Raw genomic sequence first — 23,077 nt, forward strand, 5'->3', positions numbered from 1 at the left:
CTCTTCTATTCATTGCCCATTTTTACTATTTAGATATACCATTTCAAAGAAAAATATATAAATCAATAAACATGTAATTAATATATAAAATTATTTCTAGTATTTTTTTAAATTATATAACTGAAATATCTATTCCATATCAGACCTTAATATAGAATAAACTGCAAGATCATAAAAGTCTCCACGCTTATCCACTTTTACCTGTCTTAAAATGCCTTCAAACTGCATTCCTGACTTTTTCATAACCATTCCAGATGCTATATTAAGAGTGTTGTGTCTTGCCTCTATCCTGTTCATCCCAACATCTTTAAGCATATATCTAATGACAGCTCTTAAGGCCTCTGTCATAAAGCCCTTCCCCCAAAAACTTCTTCCTATATTATATCCAGGCATACAAGAGGAATATTTTTCATTGATTCCTACTAAAGAAATCTGTCCTATAACTTGACTAATCTCCTTTAGCTCAATGGCCCAATTATAGTAACTAGCTTCATAGGAATTTATCCAACTATCAACTATTTGTTTAGTCTCACTTATGTTAGTATGGGGATTCCAACTTAAGAATCTGCAAACTTCTTCATCATTAGCCCAATTTCTAAACATATCCTCTGCATCTTTTATTTCGAATCTACGCAAAATAAGTCTTTCTGTTTCTATCTTCTGTGTCCCCTTATGAGTTAACACCCTCATTTCCTCCTCTTATTTGGAATTTAGGTAATATTATACATCAATTCACATAAGAATCCTACAGTCGAATAAGATTTCTTTTTTACTCTTTATCCCAAAAAGCTAATCTAAGTCCTTGCTATTGCTAGGTTTAGCTAATAAAAAATTTTATACTTTCTTATGAAGAACTAACCTTTTTCATTATACTTTGCAAAAACCTTAACATTAATGATGTATTTCTAGACCTCAAAAAATCCTCTACATTAAGAATTGTAGAGGACTTTATTTTTTTGACTATGTTTAATTTCGATACAATGTTTTAGTAAAGTCTAAGCTTTATATAAGTTCTTTAAGCTCTTTGGCAGCCTTTGTAATGTCTTCCTTAGATAATATATCCGAAATTACCGCTACCCCTTCTATATTTGCTGGCTTCAAAAGTGACACATTTTTAGAAGAAATTCCACCAATGGCTACTACAGGAATTGAAATTGTTTCTTTTATTTTCTTAAGAACTTCAATAGAAACCGACTTAGCATCATCCTTTGAACTTGTTGGAAATATAGCTCCAACTCCAATGTAGTCTGCTCCATCTTTCTCTGCTTGTATAGCTTCTTCTAAAGTGGAAACAGATACTCCAACTATCTTATTTTCACCTATTAACTCTCTTGTTACAGTGCAGGGCATATCATCTTGTCCAACATGAATCCCCTCAGCATCCACAGATAAAGCTATATCAATTCTATCGTTTATTATCAATGGAATATTATATTTTCTTGTTATAGCTTTTACATCCAAAGCAACCTTATGAAAATCTAAAGTACTTATATCCTTTTCCCTTAGCTGAACAAGGGTTACACCACCTTTTATGGCAGACTCTACAGCAGCAGCTAAGTCTCTTCCTTTTAAGACTCCTCTATCTGTAACCAGGTATAATTTGTAATCAATGTTACTCTTCATTTATTTTTCCTCTTTCGATTATTACTTTATCATCTAAATTGTAAATAGCATCTATAATCTTAGATTTTAAAGTCCCCGTTCCTTCCTTAGTCTTATCTAGATTATCGTAAGCTACCTCTCCAGCAATACTCATTGAAGTAATGCCTGCTAAAGCAGCTAGTAACTTGTTATCTACAGAACCTAAATAAGAACCTATAATAGATGTACACATACAGCCTGTACCTGTAATTTTAGCCATAATTTTATGTCCATTGTGTGCTGTGTACAAGGTATTTCCATCAGTTATAATATCTACAGCTCCTGTTATAGCAACTACCGCATCTAATTTATTAGCAAAATCTTTTGCAATTTCCTTCGCAATGGTAAATTCATCTGCATTGCCGTCTATTATTTCCCCTGAATCAACACCTTTAGTTTGCACTTCTATGCCATACAAAGTTTTTACTTCTGATAAATTTCCTCTAACAACTGCTAGCTTAACTTCACCTATTATTCTCTTAGCTACTTCTGTTCTATAGGCAGTTGCTCCAGCTCCAACAGGATCTAATATTACAGGAATATTTAAATCATTAGCTCTTTTGCCTCCCTCAATCATTGCCTCAACTGTTCTGCTATTTAAGGTACCTATATTTATTACGAAGGCTGATGCTAATGACACCATATCACAAACCTCATTGATATCATCTGCCATAACTGGCGATCCACCCAAGGCCAAGGTTATGTTTGCACAGTCATTTACTGTAACATAGTTTGTTATATGATGAACTAAAGGATTTCTTTCTCTTACACTATTCAAAGCCTCTGCTATTTTCTTATTTATTTCCATAATATGATCTACCTCCAAGTTAATTAATTCTTATGTTATATTGTGAGCTTTTTTGTCCATCTGCCTTTCCCAATTTATATGAGGAAAATATGGCAGGCGAATAAGTTTTATTTTATTATTGTCTATCCTCAGCAACTACTCTAAGCTATTGAATTTACTAGTTTCAGTTAGCATTTTTAACTTTCATAGGCAGTATAAAAAAAGCACAAATCCATAGGATTTGTGCTTAAATAATCTTTCAGATAAACAACTTCCTACGCTGGCATTACCCAGTTCAGGTTTTAGGGTCAAAGATTTACGGATCTTAATCTCAGTTGGCCTATCCAACACCCCTGTGTTAAGTAAATATTTAGTTTATAAAGTTATATATAGATATACCAGTTCAAAGTCAAATATATAAATCAACAAAAATAATAATAATAGTTAAAATTATTTCTAGACTTTTTCAAGATTATAGAATTGGAATATCTATTCCTCTGAACAGACATACTACTTCATTCCTTGGACTCAAAATGAAGCTTTCGATGAATCTACGAAGCTTTATTTTGATAGATTCCATTTTGAAGTAGTATGTCTATAATATCATAAGTACTAACTTCAAGCAAGTAAGGTATTAACCAGCAATTTCTGCTGAATCGAACTCACCATTAATATTTCCAGTAACAATAATGCAGTGTCCCCAGAACATATCTCCATCAAAGAAAAACATATCAAATTTGCCATCTGGGTATACAGTTATGCTTTCAAGCGCCATAAAATTAACGAACATTTCCTTTGTTATCTCATCTATATCAGCTTCATCATTGTCCTGAAGCCACTCATTTGCTAGATCAAGTAGCTTATCTGCTGCATAGCCTCTTATCTTATCATCCCATTGCTTTTGATCTTTAAAAAGTACACGCGCAGTTTCTAAAGAGGCTTTCATATTATCTTCCTCATCCAAATCAAAGCTTAAACTTCCCTCTTCTCCATTCCATTGAATTTTCTTATCAAATATTTTTATGCTCTTATTAAGTTCAAACTGTCCTAACACTTCATCCTTATAAAAAACTGGTTTCATTGATTCTTCAAGTATATTTTCAAGTTCTTCATCTTTAGGGCTTTGGGATGTAACCCCAATTAGCATCATAGAATTCTTCCCTCTTCGTACCTTTAAGCTCACAATACTATTTGGCTTAAGAATATCTCTGGATTTTGTAAGTTCTTCATCATCAACTAACCAACATAATCTTACTTCTTCATCATTTATTTGCTTTGAATCTTCTAAAGTCCTCCATGCGATAATATTTATAGAAGCTTCCCATAATATAGCCCCACCTGCCTTTCCTGCCCCAACTCCAGACGGTCCCGTGATGGCAACTACATCTACAACCTCGTCTTCAAATCTATCTTCAAATTTCTTGATTTCACTATTTTTACTCATATGATTTTCTACATCCTTTCAGGTACTTCAATAGCTAGCAGAGAACAACAGGTTTCTAAAACTCCTTTTATTAGGCTTAGTAAACTTAACCAAGAACCTTGAAGTTCCAAATTCTGTTCTGTTAATATCTTATTCTCTTGATAGAACTTATTAAATAAGTTGGATAGTTCAAACATATATTCACATAGCTTATGAGTAACTTTTTCCTCGAAGCTAGTTTCTACTATATCACTAAACAAGCTAAGTTTCAGCATAATATCTCTTTCTGTATTGCTTTGTGGCTTACCAATGCTTGAAGAGACAGGTAGTTTTCTTTCAGCTGCTTTTCTCAGTATTGATTTTATCCTTACAATTGTATACAAAATATAAGGTCCAGTCTTTCCTTCAAAGGAGGTGAATTTATCTATATCAAAAATATAATCTTTACTAATTTGATTTGATAAATCTCCATATTTTAGAGAAGACAATCCTACTATTCTTGAAATATCCTCTATCTCATCCATGTCTAAATCACTATTATTCATGGTTATCTTTTCTTTAACCTTCTGTTGAACTTGCTTTATAAGCTCTTCAAGTCTCATAGTTCCTCCGTCTCTTGTCTTAAACGGCTTGCCATCTTTCCCATTCATAGTTCCATAACCTATAAATTGAAGGTTTAAAGCTTCCCCTGCTATTCCTGTCTTTTTAGCACATCTAAACACTTGTTCAAAATGGAGGCTTTGTCGCTTATCTACAACATACATAATTAAGTCTGGTTTATAAAGCATTACCCTTTCGTAAATAGTAGCTAAATCTGTAGTACTATACAGTACAGCACCATCTGACTTAAGAAGTATAAATGGTGGTATTGGCTTTTTATCCTCTGGTTCTGCCACATCTATGATTAAGGCACCTTCGCTTTCATAAGCATAATTATGCTCTTTTAAGTATGAAGTAAGTTTATCTATATATTTATGACAATCACTTTCGCCCTTCCATAAGTCAAACTCCACATTTAGCTTGCCATAGTTTTTCTTCAAATCTTCAGTTGATATCTTTAAAATGTGTCTCCATAAAGCTAAATAGCCTTTCTTACCATTCTGTAGATAAAATGTAGCCATTTTGGCTTCTTCCATAAATACACTATCTTCTTTAGCTTTTTTGCTGGCAGTAGGATATATTTCTTCAAGATCAGATATAGTAAATGGCGCTTTGCTAGAATATTCGTCAAGTTCCTTATGAGAAAAATACGGTAAGTTAGGATTCCTGCTCTTAATCTCACTTATTACCATACCCATTGGAAGTCCCCAATCCCCCAAATGAACATCACCTATGACTTCATTGCCAAGAAATCTTCCCATTCGCTTCAAAGCTTCTCCAATTATTGCAGTTCTTAAATGTCCTACATGAAGTGGTTTTGATATATTTGCCCCACCGTAATCTATAATTATCTTCTTAGGGTTATCTGTAATTTCTACTCCATAAGAATGGCAAGAGTTAATCTTATTAATATATTCTGAAATAAACTCATCTTTTAAATTCATATTTATGAAGCCTGGATTTACTATAGTAACTTCACTAAAAATCTCGCTAGCCTTAAGTTTCTCTATAACTTCACTAGCGATTTCACTAGGTCTTTTCTTATAAACTTTTGCAGCGGCCATTGCACCGTTGCACTGGTATTGGCATAAATCAGGACGATTTGATACTGTGACATTTCCATAACAGCTATCGTATCCGCACTCTACAAAAGCTGACTCTACTATGCTACTTATAATTGTTACAATTTTATTCATGTTAATTCCCCCCATATAATTAATTGAAATACACTAATTGATTTTTACACATTAATAAGCTGTCTTAGTTCCTTGGGAGCAATAAGTCTAGCTAAAAGCAATTCTCAGAAATTAGATAAAGACAACCACATTTAAGCAATCTGCACATACTTATAAAGAATAGAAGCCTCTACGAAAAGGCAAACTTTTGCATTATACTTTGTGTAGCTCTAGCCTTCATTGTGGCTTCTTAGACATAAAAAATCCCCGTCTCCTATAAAGAGACGGGGATACCGTGGTACCACTCTTTTTGATTAACATATTAATAAAATTTATGCTAAGCTATATGGCTATAAGAAAACATTTCTTTAGTATCAGGAAATATATTACTTAAGCTATACAGCCTTTTAATCCACTTGAAACCATAACGCAGTCAGCGGCCATCCCTACTTAATTCAGGCAGCATCTCAGAGGCTCTCTTCTTTCTTTATTATTTGCAAAGCTCTCATCAACCTTTGCTCGCTGTAAAACTCATAAAAAAGTACTCTTCTCTTCATCGATTTTTAGTATGTGATTTACATATTAACAAATTAAATGTATTTTTTCAACAATTTTTATATAGAAATTTACTTTTTTTAATTTTACTTTTCTAAATGGTACATCAATAAAATCCAAAATTTATTTTCAAAACTCTTATAAACTCTGTGATAAGAATTGATAAATATAACTTTGCTTGTTTATTCTACTTTATTGAAGTTTCCACAATGCTGGTACAGCTGATGGTTCCCATCCTATTTGTGAAGTATGACTTTGAAGGCAGACATAAGTTAGTCCATTATAAGTTACTAAAGTACCTACCGCATAATAGGTATTAGGTGCCCAAGCAGTAACACCAGTAGAAGTTTGAGTTTTTGCTGATACATAACTACTCCATGCACTTGTGCCAACTGAGTTTATAGCCCTAACTCTATAAGAATGTGTAGAACCCGCAGCTAACCCCTTATGTGAGTAAGGACTATTTACGTTAGTTACCACAGCACCATCTATTTCAATATCATAGCTAGTTGCATTTGATACTGAGTTCCAAGTTACATTAACTTGAGAAGTCCCTAATGCTACTGCACTTACTAATTCTGGCACCGCTGGTTCTGTTGGATTTACTGTACTTCCTATACCGAGCTTACTAGAGATGGTATTTGTTAGAGGCAAGCCACTGGCATCATCAGATATATCCCAGGCAATTATTCCTCCAAAGCCATTATTTATAACATAATCACACCTTGCTGCTGCAGATATAGCATCTTCATAGGTATACATTACTCCCAACGAAGAATTATATAACCATGGAACTTTAGAGTAACTATCTCTATACTTTACATACCCAGTAGTATTTTCTAACTGAAGCATTTGCCCATAAGAGTTTTGACCGCCTGGGTTACTAGGATCATCAAGATTACCTACTGGAGCGCCGCTTGCTTTAGCAAACAAGCCATTTGTTCCAGTAGTCTTATCAACGTTTTTCCAGCCTCTTGAGTAGAATGGTGAGCCAGCATTTAATTTGTTTGCTGGCACCTGGTACTTATTAACAAAGTATTTCATTATATAATCTGTGTTGTACTTATTCTTAATATCTACAGGTGTTGTAGGCGAGGGATCATTGGGATTAGCATAAATAGCTGATTGATGATTAGTAGTGTTTTCAAATGCCCCATGGATATCATAGGTCATAACATTTATCCAATCTAGATATTGACTATATTGATCCGGCTGAGTTAGATCCACTTTATCATATCCTCCTGGAGCTGCTATAGTTAGTAGCTTGCCTGATAGTCCGCTGCTGTTATAAGCTTGCCTAATTTCGTGCATTAAAGCTGTATAGTTTTCCTTGTCCTCTGGTCCACCTGGACATCCTCTATCGTATTGATCATTTGGATCCTTAGACCTATCAACTCCTGGATATTCCCAGTCTATATCAATACCATCAATAAACGGATATTGTTTTAAAAAAGAAATTACACTATTAATAAATGTTGCTCTATTAGCCGATGAACTTGCCATAGCGTGAAAATTTTCTCCTCTTGTCCAACCACCAATTGAAACAAGTAGCTTTACATTTGGGTATAGTGATTTATAGTATTTATATTCTCCAAAATGTCCTCTTAATTCACCAGGATTCCATCCACCAGAGTGTGGAAAAGCCGCTTGATAATCAGCATACTCATCGGTACTTGCTATTTTATAATTTGAATCTACAGTAAAGAAAGCATGATTTACAACTGTAACTTTATCCCAAGGAATATTATCAACAGACATGCTATTGTGTGCAACGTTGTACATAGCCCAATTAGGAAAATAAACGACAAACCTTTTAGTGTCAGCAGCTTGTGTAATGAGTCTGGAATTAGTAGTAGCTGAAACCTTGCCCCCTGCTAGGGCAGGAATGGCAATAGATAAAGAAACAGCAATTGAAATAATCTTCTTTATAGATATTTTCTTCATACTTTAACTCCTTTCAATTATCCTCTATTATTGTGCTAGCCAAAGTGCAGGTACTACCGGTGGCTCCCATCCTATCTGTGAAGTATGACTTTGTCGGCAAATATAAGTTATTCCATTATAGGTAACTAAGGTTCCAACCGCGTAGTAAGTATTTGGTGCCCATGCAGTTATTCCTGTTGAGGTTTGAGTTTTTGCTGATACCGATGTACTCCATGTGCTAACTCCACTTGAATTTACAGCCCTTACTCTATAGGTATGAGTGGAGCCTGCAGCTAAATTTGCATTTATATATGGATTTGAAACATTAGACATTATAGTTCCATCTATTTCAAGATCATAGCTACTTGCATTTGCCACTGTATTCCAAGAAATCTTAATTTGTGATGTGCTTGTAGCAGAGGCTGCTAATCCAGTCGGCACTGCTGGTACCGTAGTTGTAGTTAATGTTTTTGCTGATATAGCATTGCTCCAAGCACTTGCTCCAACTGAATTTACTGCTCTTACTCTATAAGTATGAGTAGACCCTGGTGCCAAATTTTTGTGTTCATAAGGACTTGTAACATTTGTTACTAGACTTCCATCTATCTCAAGCTCGTAGCTAGTTGCATTCACTACGGTATTCCAGGAAACATTTATTTGTGATGTGCTTGCTGCTGACGCTGCTAATCCGTTTGGTGTTGTTGGTGTCACAGGATTTGTAATCAACCCATCAAAATAGGTACGATAGTTATTACTAAATTCGTATCCTGTATATGCATCCCAGTTTATTGACCAAGCCATTAATCCTCTAAAGTTAGCATATCCTTGAGAATTGACAAGCTTGTAAGTTCCGCCGTAAGATTGTCCTTTAATTAAATAATCAAGAGCTTTTTTCATTTCTGTAGGGTTTATATACCCTCCGCTTGGTGCTGCCCCTGAACTTGCAGGTAATCCAATCATTACTTGCTCCTGTCTTAACGCTGGGAATAAGTTATTTGAATTTCCTGCCACCGGGAAGCCATGCAATAGCATTTCTGCTAAAGCTACTTCAAAATCCGCAGTTCCCTGAGTATATACTTTACCATCCAATCCATAGCATGAGCCTGAATTATAATGCTGCACATGTATATAGGTTAATATATCTTTTACTCCATATATAACTGGAAGATATGCTCCCCATATGCCACCATAAGTTCCGAAACCGCCCTGAACATAAGCAGTTTCTGGTGCCATGCTTACAATAAAATTAGAACCGTAGTGATTGTATATCTCTTTAATTGCTGCTATTAAATTTACTATCTGCGGTGTAGTTGGATTTTTAAAGTCACTGTCCCCATTATTTAGAGACATACCAGTTTCAAGATCTATATCGATTCCATTAAAGCCATATTTATCGATTATAGATATCATAGAATTAACGAATCTAGTCTTTGCAGCGCTATCAGGTAATATAACTACTCCATTTTGTCCACCAATTGAAAGTACTACTTTCTTTCCTATACTATTTAAATAAGCAATGTCTGACTTAAAGTCTGAGTCAGTTCCTGTAACTGGTTCAAAATTCATGGTACTGTTGTCAACGGCTGAACTTGCAAAAGCAACATTTACAACGTCCCATTTTGTCGATACATTTTTAAGCCTTATTACGCCTGTACTATTGTCAAAATTATGCCAGTAACCCACAAGAAGTCTGCTGTTTAGAACTGGTGTTGCAGAGGTACTAAAGGATGGCAATGCTAATAGAGTAATTACCATTACCGCAAGAAGTGTTGAGATTAATTTAAGCTTTCTTTTCATAAAAAAACTCCTTTCAAATTTTTATTTATGTCATTTTTAGAAAGTACTTTTTAATGAAATTTTTTTAGCTAATAAATTTATAGGTTTGTACACAGCAGAATGTAATTTAATTATTGAGATATTACTTATGCTTGGTGTATATGTATAGATGTATATACCAGATGAGTTTTTAAAAATTAGGCTTGTATTCATATTTAGTTCTTTTTATAAACAAAAAATTATATAGGTATTTTATTGGCATATCGCTTCCTATTAAAATTTATATATTTAAACTATCCTCTCAGAATACAGAGGATTTTTTATATATTTTGGATTAAAGTGATATATATTTAGGAGTTAAAATGAATTTTGCGTTTTTTAAGGAATAATTCATAGAAGTGTGTTTATAAGCTACTAGCACTTTTATTACACCATTAGTTTTTATAAACTGTCATTTACGGAATGTTTAACTAAATTATACATTTATTATATAATTTAAATAGCATTTTGTAAACACTATTTGCAAATTTAATGTTACTTATATTTGTTATTTTAACAACAATGTTATAACAGAAAATATAAAAGTTTTAATGTGTACTTATCAACGGTAAATGATATGATCTTTTGCTACTATTCATTTTCTAATAAATAGTAGCAAAAATCTGTTAAGGTACTATTATTTTAAGACGCTCTTCTCAAAATCTACTATTGGAATTTTATAGCTGACTTACCAATCTAATATAAAACTTAACTGTTGTGCCAATAGTATTTACAGGAACTCTCTCGTTGTGTCCATGTATCATAGCACGTTCCTCTTTACTTAAGGCCATGGCTGAGAAGCGGTAGACATTTTCACTAATCCTACAATAATGTCTAGAATCGCTGCAGGCTACCATAAGATAAGGAGCTACAATTGCGCTTGGCCAGGTCTGTTTGATAGCCTTACTTAGCTTCTCCCAGCTCTCGCCTTCAGTTTCAGAGTAAGGCGATGGATTCATGGCATCCATAATTTTTAGCTCAATATTATCATCTCTTATAACCTTCTTTAAGTAATCAACTGCTGTTTCTGGAGTATCTTTACCTATAAGTCTTAAATTGGCAACTACCTTTGCCTGTGGAGCAAGAACATTAGGTGCACTGCTTCCTTCCATCATTGTTGGTGCACAGGTGGTTCTCATCAAAGCATTAAGTTCTCCCAATGTCATTAAGTTAATGTTTTGCCACAGCAAAATTAAAGTCAATTGAAAGTGTATATGCTTTCAACTGGCTTTTTTCTTTTGTATTGTATATTTTTTTGCATGCAAATAAGACAGAGTAAAATCTCTGTAAAAAAAAAATTTATATTAGCATAAATTTATGCTACTCTATATATGAAGCTAACTGCCGATTTGGTTTTGACTTTGCGAGGGTCTTTTCTGCCATTTCGAACAGGTAATATATTTCTTTTAATTAGTGCTTCAACATTAGGAGGTGAAGCTACATTACTACATCTGAAATATTGCATACAAACTGCTATGGCCATAGTGAAATTAACTTGATAGCTGTATTTTCTGTTTTTCTGTTGTACAACTACCTGTGTTGTTATTATTTCACAAAAGTTATACATGGTGAGTCTTGCAAATATCTCTTGTATGATGTAGTCCGCCTTTTAGAATGAAAACTTGTTAACCCAATGGCATACTTTAATTCTCTAAATGATGTCTCAATTCCCCAACGCATGTGGTATATTTCTTTAAGATTCTCTATTGAAAACTCTTCTTTGCTAAGATTAGTAATAATAACTTCGTAAGTGTTGTCTGATATTGGAAATCGAACAACTCTAAAGTTTACCGGATAAGTTCCTTTATCTTTAACTGGAAGATAATCAAACCTTTGATTAGCAGGCATAAACTTATATTTTCAGGATGTGCCTTTATATCATTAGTTTGACGTCTAGTCAGCAAAATACTATGCTCTATATCAAATGTTTCATCATTAGGTATAGATATTCCTGATACTATTCCATTACTATGTATATCTTTAACTCTTATAACATAATTCCAATTTTTCTTTATGATATGTTCAAAGACATTATAACTTTCGTATCCACGGTCGGCTATTATTATAGTTTTATCATTAATATTAGAGCGATCTACCATGTCAATTAATGCCTGAAATTCATTTTCTTCTCTACCTGATTGAATAACTGCATCCATATATGTTCTACTACATAAATCATACATAGCATTTAAGTGAAGAAGGTTATATCCTTTTGAATTTTCAGTAGCTTGAAAATGATTTTTTTCATCTTTAGGATTATGTGCAATACATAAATCTGAACCATCAACTGCCAATAATCGATAGCCATTATAATATTTAGGGCTTACTGCTAATGATGTAAACTTACTAAAAAGATAATTAAGTGCTTCAGGGAGAATCTTTTGCGTCGCTGAACGAACGCGGAGCAAGTGGCTGATTCAGTATCATATGAAAAGTATTTTAGAAGCTCAAGGTTTAAGCTACTGCCTCCAATAGAAAGTAAAATATTTAGCATCTCTTTAAAATTCAACTTTCTATTTCTAGTGAAATCCTTATCGGGGTCGTTGACAAATAACCATGAGTATTCATGCATTTCCTTTAATACCGTATCTAATTTATTCTTTATAAAATCTGCATATTCGTTCATGAGCGAACCTCCTAAAAAACATTATATTTAAGGGGCTTCGCCACATTTTTCTAACTATTTGTCAAGCTTTTTCTAATATTTTGATAAAAATTAGTATATGTAAATTGTTATACAAAAAAAGAACAGGTATGTATTTGTAAACATACTCTGTTCCATAACTATAATATTTATTTCTTAACTTAATGACATTGTTAAGTTCTCCACCTTTTTTCTTACATAATAGATCTAATAACGGCTTAAAACACCATAAGTTTGCAAAAATAATCTTAAATGCAAAACTAGAATATCTACCAAGGGTGTCAAACATCTCAGCTGCTGGCTTCGTTAGTTGGGCCTTAAATGGATGTTTTTCTATATTTACAACTGCTTTAGCCAAAAGCCCTACAAGAGTATGTGGTGGCGGTGCAGAAGCGTGTCCTCCATTTCCTTTAGCTGAAAGTTCTAAATTCATAGGTCCTTTTTCACCTATTCCGATTAAAGCACAAGGTTGCTTAAGCCCTGGAAAGACACCCTCTACAACAGCTCCTCCTTCATCAAGTACTAAAGCTGGCTGTATTCCTCTTGTCTTTAATTCTTCTACAATTGCCGGTGCACTTGGCCCATTTACTTCTTCATCCCCTGAGAAAGCAAGATACACATCATTTTCGGGGATAAAACCTTTCTCTATTAGGTGTTCTACGGATTCCATTACTCCACACAAAGTTCCCTTTGTGTCTAAAGTTCCTCTTCCCCAAAGCACTCCATCTTCTATAACTCCTTCAAAAGGTGGCTTCTTCCACTTATCTTCGATAACAGGTACCACATCATAGTGAGACATTAATACAGTTGGCTTAAGTGAAGCCTTTCCGGTCCATTTTATCAATATACCTGTACTTCCTACTCTCTCATAGGAACAATTATTGAATACATTAGGATAGAGTTTAGGAAGTAACGCTCTAAATTTATCAAATTCAGCTTCATCTATAAGCTTACTATCATATCTAGATACAGTTTTGCAACGAATCATCTCAGCTAGATGTTCTGCAACCTTATTTTCATCAATCTCCACAATCCTAGCTTCAACCTTTTCTTGAGTTTTAGGCTTAAACATTATGGCTCTAAATATAACAACAGCAATAAAAATTAATATGAGTGCCAATAAAATCATTAATATATACTCCATTTTTAATCTCCTTTCTTATAGTAACTTGTGTATTTAATATTTATTGTACTATATTTGCATGTGTTAAATAAATGTTGGTGGCTTATTATAGATATAGAACTTAAGGGTGATAACTTGAGAACTATTATTTATAATGTTTTCCTTTTATCAAAATAGAAAGGAAGCTCTTCATGAGTGTTTAAAGTAATCAGTTTATACTAAACACTCCTTCTTTATCTGAAGTAAGATTAAACTTAATGTTGTACCATTGAGTAAAGTACTGTTGCAAAGTATTATATTGGATTAATATATCAGCATTATTATCCTTGAACCTTTTTAGATCACTTATAGAGTTTATATTTATCTTAGGATCTTCACTTCTGATGTTAGTAATCTTAATGTTTTTATTATCTAGCAATAATTTGGCGTAACCGACATCTATAGTTTGCTTAAATGCCTGATTTGGTTTCATACCGAATTTGTAGTTTGCTGAACATGATGTTGATGTTAAGTATTCACCTTCTTTATCATACTGTTCACAGCCAATTGGAGTAATCTGGAGTTTTGGGTTCTTTAACAGGTAGTTATTAGTAGATGCATCAAACTCAATGTCTGCACAAAGACTTAAGTCTAATATTGAAGCTGCCAAAGCACCATCATTACCCAATACAATATTAGAATGAAATTTATATTGATGGTCTTTTATTAATTCACCTATAACCTTCGTATTACTACCTATTTTATTTAATTCATATCCTTTAGAAACTCTTGAATAGCTAAATAACATACTTCCGGAAATGGCAACAATAATAACTAATATAAATACCAATAATTTTTTTCTCATAAAAACCTTCAAATCCTCTCTCATTAAGCAATAACTTTCTCATTCACTTAAAAGAACTTACTTTTTATGGTCAGACTTTAATAAAGAATACAATATTAAATCAACAACACCATGACCTTTCCACACGTGTCCTTGACGAATTACTCCCTCTTTGATAAAACCATTTCTTTTTAATACCTCTTGAGATTTTATATTACCAGGCATAACAAAAGCTTGTATACGGTTAATTTCTAAGTTGTCAAATATGTAATCAGTGATTAGCTTAACAGCTTCTGTAGCAATTCCTTTACCCCAAAATCTGTCGTTCAATCTGTAACCTATGGTTATCATATTTACTTCACTTGAGTAGTCAAATATTTCTGCTATACCAACCACCTTATTAGGTTCACTATTTAAAGAAATTCCAAGAAATATACACTTCTTTTTACAAAAATCTCTTTCAAAGTGCCCTATCTTATTGGCAACAGTATTTTTATTATTCGTATGCATTACAGGTGAATGTTGAAAAAGCTTTTCGTTACTATAAATTTCGAAAATACTATCAAGGTCGGAGTCTGTAATTTTTCTTAAAGTAATTTCATCTGATGTAATATGTGGAAACTGTTCAAATGGACTTTTACTCACAATATCATCCCTTTCTATATTAGATATACAAATTCATGCTTTGCATATATTTTGCTTATCAATAAGCTATATTATATATTGCATGGATAATTTTGTATATAAGCACATTTTATCACCAACATTTATTTAATACATTGATATATATTCATACTAATCCATATTGAAATACCATTAAACTTCTTTGATAAATTAAGTTAAATTCTCATAATTATATGTTTCTATAGGGAATCTTTACGAAAACTTAATTTATACTTGTTATAAATTCGTGGCTTCTGGCGATTTTGTGGCATGTATAAATTAATAGTTGAAGTTGTTTCCCTATATATCATCAACATCAATTCTTTAATACATAGAGATAGGCATATAAATATTAATATATTGTAGCTACTACAATTTTATAGATATACTTTAGAACAATTAATTTTAAGTATTTCATCTCTAGAAAAACTTATAAAAAGCACAATAGCGTTGTCCAAGTATTATACAAAACTCATTTATGCTTAACCACTATTTAGGAAATATAGTATAATTATACTATCACTTTTTCTAATTATTATATCTATACCTTACCAATAAAAATTTGAGTGTTGGGTTTCTTAAAAACAGATGAGTTTTGAAAATCCATTCCAGATTGAAATTATAAATCTATATCAAAACTAAAAATATAAATTTGGAGGTAAGATCATATGAAGCTTCAAGGAGTATATGTACCACTTATTACACCTTTTATAGATGATAAGGTAGATTTTAAATCCTATAAAAGGCTTATAGATCACTATTTAAGTAAAAATATTAGCGGCCTAATTCCTTTAGGTACTACTGGAGAAAGCCCTACTATTTCAGAGCATGAATACGAGGAAATAATTAAAAAAACTATGGAATACGCTGCTGGAAAAGTTCCTGTCTTTGTTGGTATTGGAGGCAATGATACTAGGAAGGTAGTCAAAAATCTAAAACTGGCTGAAAAGTATAAGGTTGATGGAATATTATCTGTATGTCCATATTATAGCAGGCCTGACCAAAGAGGTATTTACGAACACTTTCTTAGAATTTCTGAAGCTACCGATTTAGATATTGTGATATATAACATTCCTTATAGAACCGGTAGAAATATTGAAAATGATACTATATATAAATTAGCAGAACTGAAGAATATGATTGGAATAAAGGATTCCTGTGGAGATATAAAGCAGACAACAAACCTACTTTTGAACCCACCTGAAAACTTTTCTATTCTTACTGGCGATGATGCCTTATTTTATACGGTGCTTGCCTTGGGAGCTGATGGCGGCATCTTGGCTTCTGCTCATTTAGAAACTGAAAGATTCGTAGAGGTATATAACGCTGTTAAGTCTAACAATCATAAGTTAGCACTTGAAAAGTGGAAGGATTTATATAAATTTGTTCCTATGTTATTTGAAGAACCTAATCCTGCACCTCTAAAATATTGTTTAAAAAGAGAAGGTCTTATAGATTCCGATGAGGTAAGACTGCCTCTAACAACAATAACTGATGATCTGTAAGCGGTGGAACATATACCGTATTGAAAAATATAAGCTTCACAAAACCTTGTGAAGCTTATATTTTAATAAAATCCTTCTTTTGCAATTTGCTTTATATAGTTATATTGTTTTCGAATGAGTTTCTTAAATTCCGAATCTGATAGGTCATTGAAAAAGCATATGCCTTCTTCATAAAGGCATTCATAAATCAATTCTGCATAATCATCATCTTCCTTGTGCATTTTCTTGTATCTTTTTTCAAGTTCATATGGAAAGTCAAGCGTATAAGCTATTTCATCTATTTTTCCGCCTAGAAAGTTCTTGGTCATAGTCATCATAAAATCTATATTAGGCTGACTCACTATTTTTTTCCTCCTTTGGTGTAGCTTCTGTTGTAGTTGCTTTGCATTGAAGCTGTACTCTCTCCGACCATGGTAAATATTCCTCAAGTAAACATGGATTCGATGCAAAATTAATATTTGGTAACTGACAAAAAATATAATGTAGATATTTATATGGATCTATGTTATTAGCTGCTGCTGTATTTATAATGCTAAATATAATTGCGGATGCTTCCGCCCCGGCTACCGAATCGGAAAACAGTGAGTTTTTCCTTGTAATTGCTACAGGCTTTACAGCAATTTCTGATAAATTATTTGATAAAGGTATTCTTCCATCTAGCAAGAAGTTAGTAAAATACTTTTTGTGATTCAGTGTATAATTCAAAGCCTTTCTCAACATATCTTGTGTTGTAAATGTTTTTTCTGCCCATGCAAAAAAGGCATCCAGTATAGGGACACTATATATAAGTCTATTCTGTTTTCTTTCATCTGGAGATAGCTGTTTCCACTTTCTTTCTAGTTTAAAGAGTTTATCACAATAAGCCCTGCCGACCGCTCCGCCAGAGCTTGGAATCTCTTTTTTTCTAGAATCTAACGGAATAGCTTCCAGATAGTATCTTCGTAGGTGACTAAAGCATAAGCATCTAGTAATTCCTTCAACCTTTTCATATCCAGCATATGCGTCTGAAACATGATAACCTTCAAATCCCTCAAGAAATTTTTTTGCATGTTCACCTGAACGACTTCTAGTATATTGGTATAAAATTACCGGTAAGCCTTCGCAGTTTCCACTTCTATGTATCCATATATATGAATTGCTAGATGCCTTCTTACCGTTCTCTTTGTTTACCTGCCAAGTAGTTTCATCACTCATAATAATACTACACTTTAATAATTGTTCATGCATCTTTTCATATAGAGGTTTTAGCCAATATTCAGCGCTTCGTATTATCCAATTTGCCATCATATCTCTTTTAAGGTCAGCACCCATTCTTTTAAAGTCTTTTTCTTGGCGGTATAAAGGTACTGACATCATATACTTTTGATACATTATCCACGCTGTAATCGAAGGCGATGCTACGGAATGCGTAAGCACGGGAGCTGGCACAGGTGCACAATATATAGAATCATATGGATTAACGTCATTTTTTCCACATTCAGTACATTTATAAACATATTGAACATAGTCTTTGATTATAAGCTTTGCTGGAATATATTCCATTTCAGATCTTACTTTTTTCTTACCAATCACTTTAAGATTACTTCCACATATTTTACATACTGTTGCTTCTTCATTAATAACGCATTCAACTATTTCATGTGATAATGATTTAATCAATTTTTCTCTATCACCTTTTTTTCTTACAGGTCGTTTATGTTCTTTTATATTAATAACTTTGGTCTCATCTATAATAGGATCAATTATTTCATCCAGAAAAGAATATTGTCCTTCTATTCGAGGCGTTTTTTCACTTGATGCTCCGAAACGTTGTTTTGATGCATGTAAAACTGCTTGAGTAAGAAGTTCAACATCATGCTCTAGCATATTTACCTTTTCCTGCAGTTTTCTATTTGTATTTTCAAGTTCTTTAATTCGTAAATCTTTACTATCTAAAAACTGCATGATTCAAGGCTCCTTTCTGGTTAATTAACTACTTATATTATACCAGAAAAATGGCTATTTTACTACCTTTTAAGCTGTTTTTAAAAAATCATTTTTGCAGTATCAATACTTTCTCGATGTGCTTTTTTCTGATCAATTTGTAAACCATCTAGAAGCCATTCCATTTGCCGTTTTGTTATATCACGTACTTCTCCTTCTGTTTTAGGCCATTGAAATTTCATGTCATCGCAAAGAAATTTTGTAACTAATATAAAGCCATTTTTATCCCATCGAAGTGCTCTAAGACAGCTATGTCTTTTATTGCAAAATAAGAAAACACTTGTGCCAGAGTAAGGATTAAGATTAAATTTTAATGAAACCAATGCGGCAAGTCCATTTTGTTGCTTGCGGAAGTCGGTGGCACCGAGTGCAAGATAGATGTGCTCCGCCCCATCGGCGATATGATTCATCATAAGTCTTGCAGAACCTTCATCAGTCCTGCTAAAGAATCTTGATTAAAGTTACTAGGAACAGTAACTTGTATATTTTTATAAAGTATCTGAAAATCATCAGATTTACTTGGGTTTGAATTTGTATTATCAGGTTTTGAAAGAATTGTTGTAACTTCAGTAAAGGTCGTCTCTTCAACAGGTTTTTCATTTCTCTTTATCAATAGGTGATTCCAGTAATTGTACTTATGTCTACTGATTCCATTCTTTTCGCACCACTCTTTGATTGTTAGACCGCTTTTATTTTTTTCATTTATTCTCTGCTCCCAGAGAGTATAATTTTCATTCTTAGATATAATATTAAAACCTCCAATCTGATTGCTTTACTAAAGCATATCAAATTAAAGGTCTATTTACATGACGGTATTTGTTCCATCGCTTACTGATGATCTTAAAAATAAACTAGACCAAGCTCTATTTATAAAATAACTAATTGAAAATAGGCTATCCTAAAGTATGCATTTTCAAAAATATTATCAAATGTAGCCTATGCAAAAAGATAAAAAAGCTTGTTCAAAGACTTTAAGCTTTCCCTGTCTTCGAACAAGCATATTTTTCTGTAAAGAAACTATATTTTTCTACTCTTCTAATTCTGTTTTCCTTAAAAGTCTCATGAATGCAACTATAATCCCAGCTATAGCAATTACTGAGCCTACTTTATAGGTTAAGCTCATTGAAGTTACAAAAAGTTCAGGATTTCCTGAGGAAAGTGCTGATACATGACTTCCCAGTTTTCCTCCCATGTAACTATAAAATATAGCCACAGAAATAGATATGCCGCTAGTCATTCCTAGATTTCTAATCAAGGAGTTCATACTTCCAGATATCCCAAGCTTATCTTTAGGAACCGAGGACATAACCCCTGCATTATTAGGAGACTGAAACAAGCCATAACCACAGCCTAAAATTGTCATGCTTATCATTATTGCCAGATATGAAGAATCTAATTTCAAGTAAGACATAGTAAATATTCCGATACAAGTAAAAGCAAGTCCTACAAAGGTTGGAATTCTATATCCTATCTTATCACACAAAACACCACTGATCGGAGCCATTATAGCTGCAGTAACAGGATAAACCATCATTATAAATCCAGCCTTCTGTGGTGAAAAGCTTAGAATATGCTGTAGATAAAAAGGTTGTATTATATTTGTAAAATAGATAACACAGTAGGATATAAATGCGCATAGTATCCCTGCGGAAAAAAACTTGTTTTTAAAAAGCCTGAAATCTAGCATAGGTACTTCAGTGTTTATTTCTATAATACAGAAGGTTATAAAGCTTACAATAAATAAAAGAAAGCCTATTAAAATAGGTATACTTCTCCACCCAAAAGCTTCTCCATTTAACAGTGAAAGGAACAGTGCTAGTACAGATATTACGAAAGTAATCATTCCCTTAAAGTCAAAGTTTTTATTGCTATCTAAAATCTTGTCATGAGGAAGAAGCTTAACCCCTGCCAGATAAGCACAGACTCCTATAGGTATGTTTATTAAGAATATTGACTGCCAACTAAAGTTTCCTACTAGAAAACCACCTAGCGGCGGCCCAGCCATTGTTCCAATTGCAACTACAGTTCCCAGTATCCCAGTGGCTCTTCCCCTCTCCTTTAATGGAAATATCATGGTTATAATTCCAAAATTACAAGCCATCATCATTGAAGCTCCTAGACCTTGTATCAATCTAGCACCAATTAAAAAATACATAGTTTTTGAAAGTGCACATAGTAGCGAACCTACTGAAAATACAAGAAAGCCGTTTTGATATATTATTCTTTTCCCTTTTATATCTGCTAGCCTTCCAAACATAAGTACAAGAGTTGAAATAACTAAAAGGTAGCTTGTAACTACCCATTGTATTGTACCTAAGTCAACATAAAGCGAAGCCGCCATCTTAGGCAAGGCTACATTGACTATGTTAATATCCAAGGTAGTCATAAATGATCCTACCAGTATTACCACAAGAGTCTTCCATTTATCATCTTTCAATAATAGTACCGTTACATAAAATCTACTAAAATCTAATATTTAGAGATTTATTCCTTATTCAACGCAACCTGTTTTGTCATAAGACTACTCCAGTTTGATATGTTGCTCCAAAGGCTTAAAATCCTGCGTAACGCACAGTACATATCAGCACTATCTTGTTAGTGATATTATGCTGATTTTTTATACCTTGAAAGATTTATTGATGCATTTTTGTCCCTATCCATCCGAGCATTACATGATGGACAAACAAAAACTCTGTCTTTAAGTTTTAAATCTTTCTTTATTGCTCCACAACAAGAACAAGTTTTGCTTGAAGGATAAAACCTATCTGCTTTTACGAATTCAATGCCATTAAATTTACTTTTATATTCTAAGATACTAATAAACTTATGGAAACATTGTTCTTGTATAGCCTTTGATAAGTGTCTATTTTTAAGCATCCCCTTTACATTTAAATCCTCAACAACTATTCTGCTTGGCTTGGTTTTCACTATTGCAGTTGTTGTTTGATGAATATGATTTAAACGTATATTTGAAAGCCTTCTTTGAATAAGTTTTAATTCTCTTTCGAGTTTTTTAATATTATTAGTTTTAGTAAATTTATAACGGTTTTCACCTTCCTTTCCTATTCGAATTTTTCCATCTTCATATTTTCTTGAAACTTGTTTCTGCTTTCTTTTTAACTTCTTTTTTAGTCTTTTCACTTCTTTAGCTTTATTAATATTTTTAAATGGTTTATCTATATTTGAAACTATTGCTAAATCTTTTAATCCCAAATCCACACCTATTGATATATCTGTATTTTCTGATATAGTTTCTTCTTTTTCTATGCCTATAGATATATACCAAAACTTACCGTCAAAACTTATTCTTGGATTAATATATTTATTATCTGAAGGTATTTGCTCTACTGTTATAATCCAACCTACTTTTTCAATTAATACTAAATTTTCTTTAACCTTTAGTTTATCTGTATCATTATAGAATGAAGGTTTGCTTTTTCTTCTGCTCTTAAATCTTGGTTTATCAGCTAACCCTTTAAAGAAATTTTTATAAGCATTACAACCATCTTTTACAGCCTGTTTTGCTACATTATTAGATACTTCATTAAGCCAGTTAAGTTCTGATTTCTTTAAAATAGTTAATTTTTTTCTTAAATCTCCATCTTTTATAAACTTGCCACCATTTTTGTGATTTTCTTCTTGTCTTGCAAGTGTCCAATTATAAATATATCTTGCAGTCCCAACTGATTGCCATAATTTTTTTTCTTGCTCTATATTCGGAATAATTCTAACTTTCTTCGCCAGTATCATTCTCTAACAGCTCCTTAATCATTTTCTTTGCTTTATTGGCTCTTTTGCCTTGCAACCTACAACTAAAAGCTGTAACAATTTGAATTAAATCCTCAACTAATTCCTGTTCTTCTGTTTTTTCAGTGTTATCTATGATTTCGATATCAGTCCCATACTTATTACATAGATTTTCTATTATTTCAAACCCAAATCTCAGCAACCTATCTTTATATAGAATTACTATCTTTTCAACTTCTGAATTGGTTATCATATCCACCAATTGATTTAATCCTTTTTTATCGTAATTTATTCCACTTCCTATATCAGTAATAACATCAAATGAGTACCCTTTAGCAATCATGTATGTTTTAACATTTTCAACTTGTCTTGCTAAATCATCTTTTTGTTTATTACTTGATACTCTACAATATCCAATTACTTTTTTAGTTGTCTTAACAAGTGGCACTTGCAAAACTTGATTAATTTGTTGTTCAGAATAATAACGGTGTCCACCTTCTGTTATATGATGTGGTTTTAACTTTCCTTCATTATCCCACAATCTTAAAGTTTGAATACTTTTTCCCACTAATTTTGAGAATTGACCAATTGTATAATACTTCATGCTATCACCTCTTTACACATATTATGACAACATAAAACTAACAATATTCCAATATATTTTAGTGTG

General features: G+C 32.7%; 23 protein-coding genes, 1 riboswitch and 1 other annotated feature. Of the genes, 1 reads left to right on the forward strand and 22 read right to left on the reverse strand.

The features are described 5' to 3' along the window. Nucleotides 1-129: 129 nt before the first annotated feature. The 15 genes from C1I91_RS19495 to C1I91_RS19555 form a co-directional block, all read right to left on the reverse strand. Nucleotides 130-684 carry a GNAT family N-acetyltransferase gene (locus C1I91_RS19495; RefSeq protein ID WP_128214376.1) on the reverse strand — a complete coding sequence of 185 codons (555 nt, stop codon included), beginning with the start codon at nt 682-684 and terminating at the stop codon, nt 130-132. A 318-nt stretch (nt 685-1,002) separates the two neighbouring features. Continuing rightward, nucleotides 1,003-1,623 carry a thiamine phosphate synthase gene (gene thiE, locus C1I91_RS19500; protein ID WP_128214377.1) on the reverse strand — a complete coding sequence of 207 codons (621 nt, stop codon included), beginning with the start codon at nt 1,621-1,623 and terminating at the stop codon, nt 1,003-1,005. After that, nucleotides 1,613-2,452: a hydroxyethylthiazole kinase gene (gene thiM / locus C1I91_RS19505; protein WP_338032625.1), complete on the reverse strand. Its 840-nt coding sequence runs from the start codon at nt 2,450-2,452 to the stop codon at nt 1,613-1,615. Before thiM ends, thiE begins: the two co-directional genes overlap by 11 nt. 230 nt (nt 2,453-2,682) lie before the next feature. Then, nucleotides 2,683-2,793: riboswitch (TPP riboswitch) on the reverse strand. Nucleotides 2,794-3,062: 269 nt separating this feature from the next. Continuing rightward, the gene (locus C1I91_RS19510; protein WP_128214379.1) at nt 3,063-3,872 is read right to left on the reverse strand and encodes a DUF2262 domain-containing protein; all 810 of its coding nucleotides are present in this window, start codon (nt 3,870-3,872) and stop codon (nt 3,063-3,065) included. Nucleotides 3,873-3,880: 8 nt separating this feature from the next. Continuing rightward, nucleotides 3,881-5,647, reverse strand: a complete 1,767-nt coding sequence (gene argS, locus C1I91_RS19515) for an arginine--tRNA ligase (protein ID WP_128214380.1) — start codon at nt 5,645-5,647, stop codon at nt 3,881-3,883. A 256-nt stretch (nt 5,648-5,903) separates the two neighbouring features. Next, nucleotides 5,904-6,192, reverse strand: a binding site (T-box leader). 181 nt (nt 6,193-6,373) lie between these two features. Next, nucleotides 6,374-8,125 (reverse strand): glycosyl hydrolase family 18 protein, encoded by a 1,752-nt coding sequence (locus C1I91_RS19520; protein WP_128214381.1) that lies wholly within the window; start codon nt 8,123-8,125, stop codon nt 6,374-6,376. Between the two features lie 27 nt (nt 8,126-8,152). Continuing rightward, complete coding sequence (locus tag C1I91_RS29605) at nt 8,153-9,901, reverse strand: carbohydrate-binding protein (RefSeq protein ID WP_238475842.1); 1,749 nt, start codon at nt 9,899-9,901, stop codon at nt 8,153-8,155. A 695-nt stretch (nt 9,902-10,596) separates the two neighbouring features. Continuing rightward, a complete protein-coding gene (locus tag C1I91_RS19535) occupies nt 10,597-11,085 on the reverse strand; it encodes a M20/M25/M40 family metallo-hydrolase (RefSeq protein WP_128214382.1) in 489 nt (162 codons plus the stop codon). A gap of 149 nt (nt 11,086-11,234) precedes the next feature. Beyond that, on the reverse strand, nt 11,235-11,486 hold the full coding sequence (locus C1I91_RS29160; protein ID WP_238475843.1) for a hypothetical protein: 252 nt from the start codon (nt 11,484-11,486) through the stop codon (nt 11,235-11,237). Beyond that, nucleotides 11,465-11,767 (reverse strand): transposase, encoded by a 303-nt coding sequence (locus C1I91_RS29845; RefSeq protein ID WP_238475844.1) that lies wholly within the window; start codon nt 11,765-11,767, stop codon nt 11,465-11,467. Before C1I91_RS29845 ends, C1I91_RS29160 begins: the two co-directional genes overlap by 22 nt. Further along, nucleotides 11,707-12,213, reverse strand: coding sequence for a transposase (locus C1I91_RS29170; protein ID WP_238475845.1), 507 nt, complete (start codon nt 12,211-12,213; stop codon nt 11,707-11,709). The genes C1I91_RS29845 and C1I91_RS29170 overlap by 61 nt, the downstream gene beginning before the upstream one ends. A 35-nt stretch (nt 12,214-12,248) precedes the next feature. After that, nucleotides 12,249-12,545 (reverse strand): hypothetical protein, encoded by a 297-nt coding sequence (locus tag C1I91_RS29175; RefSeq protein ID WP_238475846.1) that lies wholly within the window; start codon nt 12,543-12,545, stop codon nt 12,249-12,251. A gap of 61 nt (nt 12,546-12,606) precedes the next feature. After that, nucleotides 12,607-13,707 carry a M20/M25/M40 family metallo-hydrolase gene (locus tag C1I91_RS19545; protein ID WP_128214383.1) on the reverse strand — a complete coding sequence of 367 codons (1,101 nt, stop codon included), beginning with the start codon at nt 13,705-13,707 and terminating at the stop codon, nt 12,607-12,609. Between the two features lie 187 nt (nt 13,708-13,894). Further along, on the reverse strand, nt 13,895-14,530 hold the full coding sequence (locus tag C1I91_RS19550) for a hypothetical protein (protein ID WP_128214384.1): 636 nt from the start codon (nt 14,528-14,530) through the stop codon (nt 13,895-13,897). 57 nt (nt 14,531-14,587) lie between these two features. After that, the gene (locus C1I91_RS19555; protein WP_128214385.1) at nt 14,588-15,154 is read right to left on the reverse strand and encodes a GNAT family N-acetyltransferase; all 567 of its coding nucleotides are present in this window, start codon (nt 15,152-15,154) and stop codon (nt 14,588-14,590) included. Between the two features lie 686 nt (nt 15,155-15,840). On the opposite strand from C1I91_RS19555, the gene dapA reads away from it, so the two are divergent. Then, nucleotides 15,841-16,677 (forward strand): 4-hydroxy-tetrahydrodipicolinate synthase, encoded by an 837-nt coding sequence (gene dapA, locus C1I91_RS19560; protein WP_128214386.1) that lies wholly within the window; start codon nt 15,841-15,843, stop codon nt 16,675-16,677. Nucleotides 16,678-16,739: 62 nt separating this feature from the next. Here the strand turns inward: dapA and C1I91_RS19565 are convergent, their stop codons facing one another. The 7 genes from C1I91_RS19565 to C1I91_RS19595 form a co-directional block, all read right to left on the reverse strand. Next, entirely contained in the window at nt 16,740-17,018 is a 279-nt protein-coding gene (locus C1I91_RS19565) for a hypothetical protein (protein ID WP_128211607.1), read from the reverse strand. Further along, entirely contained in the window at nt 17,005-18,621 is a 1,617-nt protein-coding gene (gene tnpC / locus C1I91_RS19570; protein ID WP_128214387.1) for an IS66 family transposase, read from the reverse strand. The genes C1I91_RS19565 and tnpC overlap by 14 nt, the downstream gene beginning before the upstream one ends. 80 nt (nt 18,622-18,701) lie before the next feature. Then, nucleotides 18,702-19,073: an IS66 family insertion sequence element accessory protein TnpB gene (tnpB, locus tag C1I91_RS19575; RefSeq protein WP_128214388.1), complete on the reverse strand. Its 372-nt coding sequence runs from the start codon at nt 19,071-19,073 to the stop codon at nt 18,702-18,704. Next, nucleotides 19,070-19,423 carry an IS66 family insertion sequence element accessory protein TnpA gene (gene tnpA / locus C1I91_RS29850; RefSeq protein ID WP_420808470.1) on the reverse strand — a complete coding sequence of 118 codons (354 nt, stop codon included), beginning with the start codon at nt 19,421-19,423 and terminating at the stop codon, nt 19,070-19,072. Before tnpA ends, tnpB begins: the two co-directional genes overlap by 4 nt. A 264-nt stretch (nt 19,424-19,687) precedes the next feature. After that, a complete protein-coding gene (locus C1I91_RS19585; protein ID WP_128214389.1) occupies nt 19,688-21,097 on the reverse strand; it encodes an MFS transporter in 1,410 nt (469 codons plus the stop codon). Nucleotides 21,098-21,264: 167 nt separating this feature from the next. Beyond that, on the reverse strand, nt 21,265-22,410 hold the full coding sequence (locus C1I91_RS19590) for an RNA-guided endonuclease InsQ/TnpB family protein (RefSeq protein WP_128214390.1): 1,146 nt from the start codon (nt 22,408-22,410) through the stop codon (nt 21,265-21,267). Beyond that, nucleotides 22,388-23,011, reverse strand: a complete 624-nt coding sequence (locus C1I91_RS19595; RefSeq protein ID WP_128214391.1) for an IS607 family transposase — start codon at nt 23,009-23,011, stop codon at nt 22,388-22,390. The genes C1I91_RS19590 and C1I91_RS19595 overlap by 23 nt, the downstream gene beginning before the upstream one ends. Between the last annotated feature and the right edge of the window lie 66 nt (nt 23,012-23,077).

It is taken from the genome of Clostridium manihotivorum, assembly GCF_004015185.1.
In the GTDB taxonomy this organism is placed as follows: Bacteria; Bacillota; Clostridia; order Clostridiales; family Clostridiaceae; genus Clostridium_AR; species Clostridium_AR manihotivorum.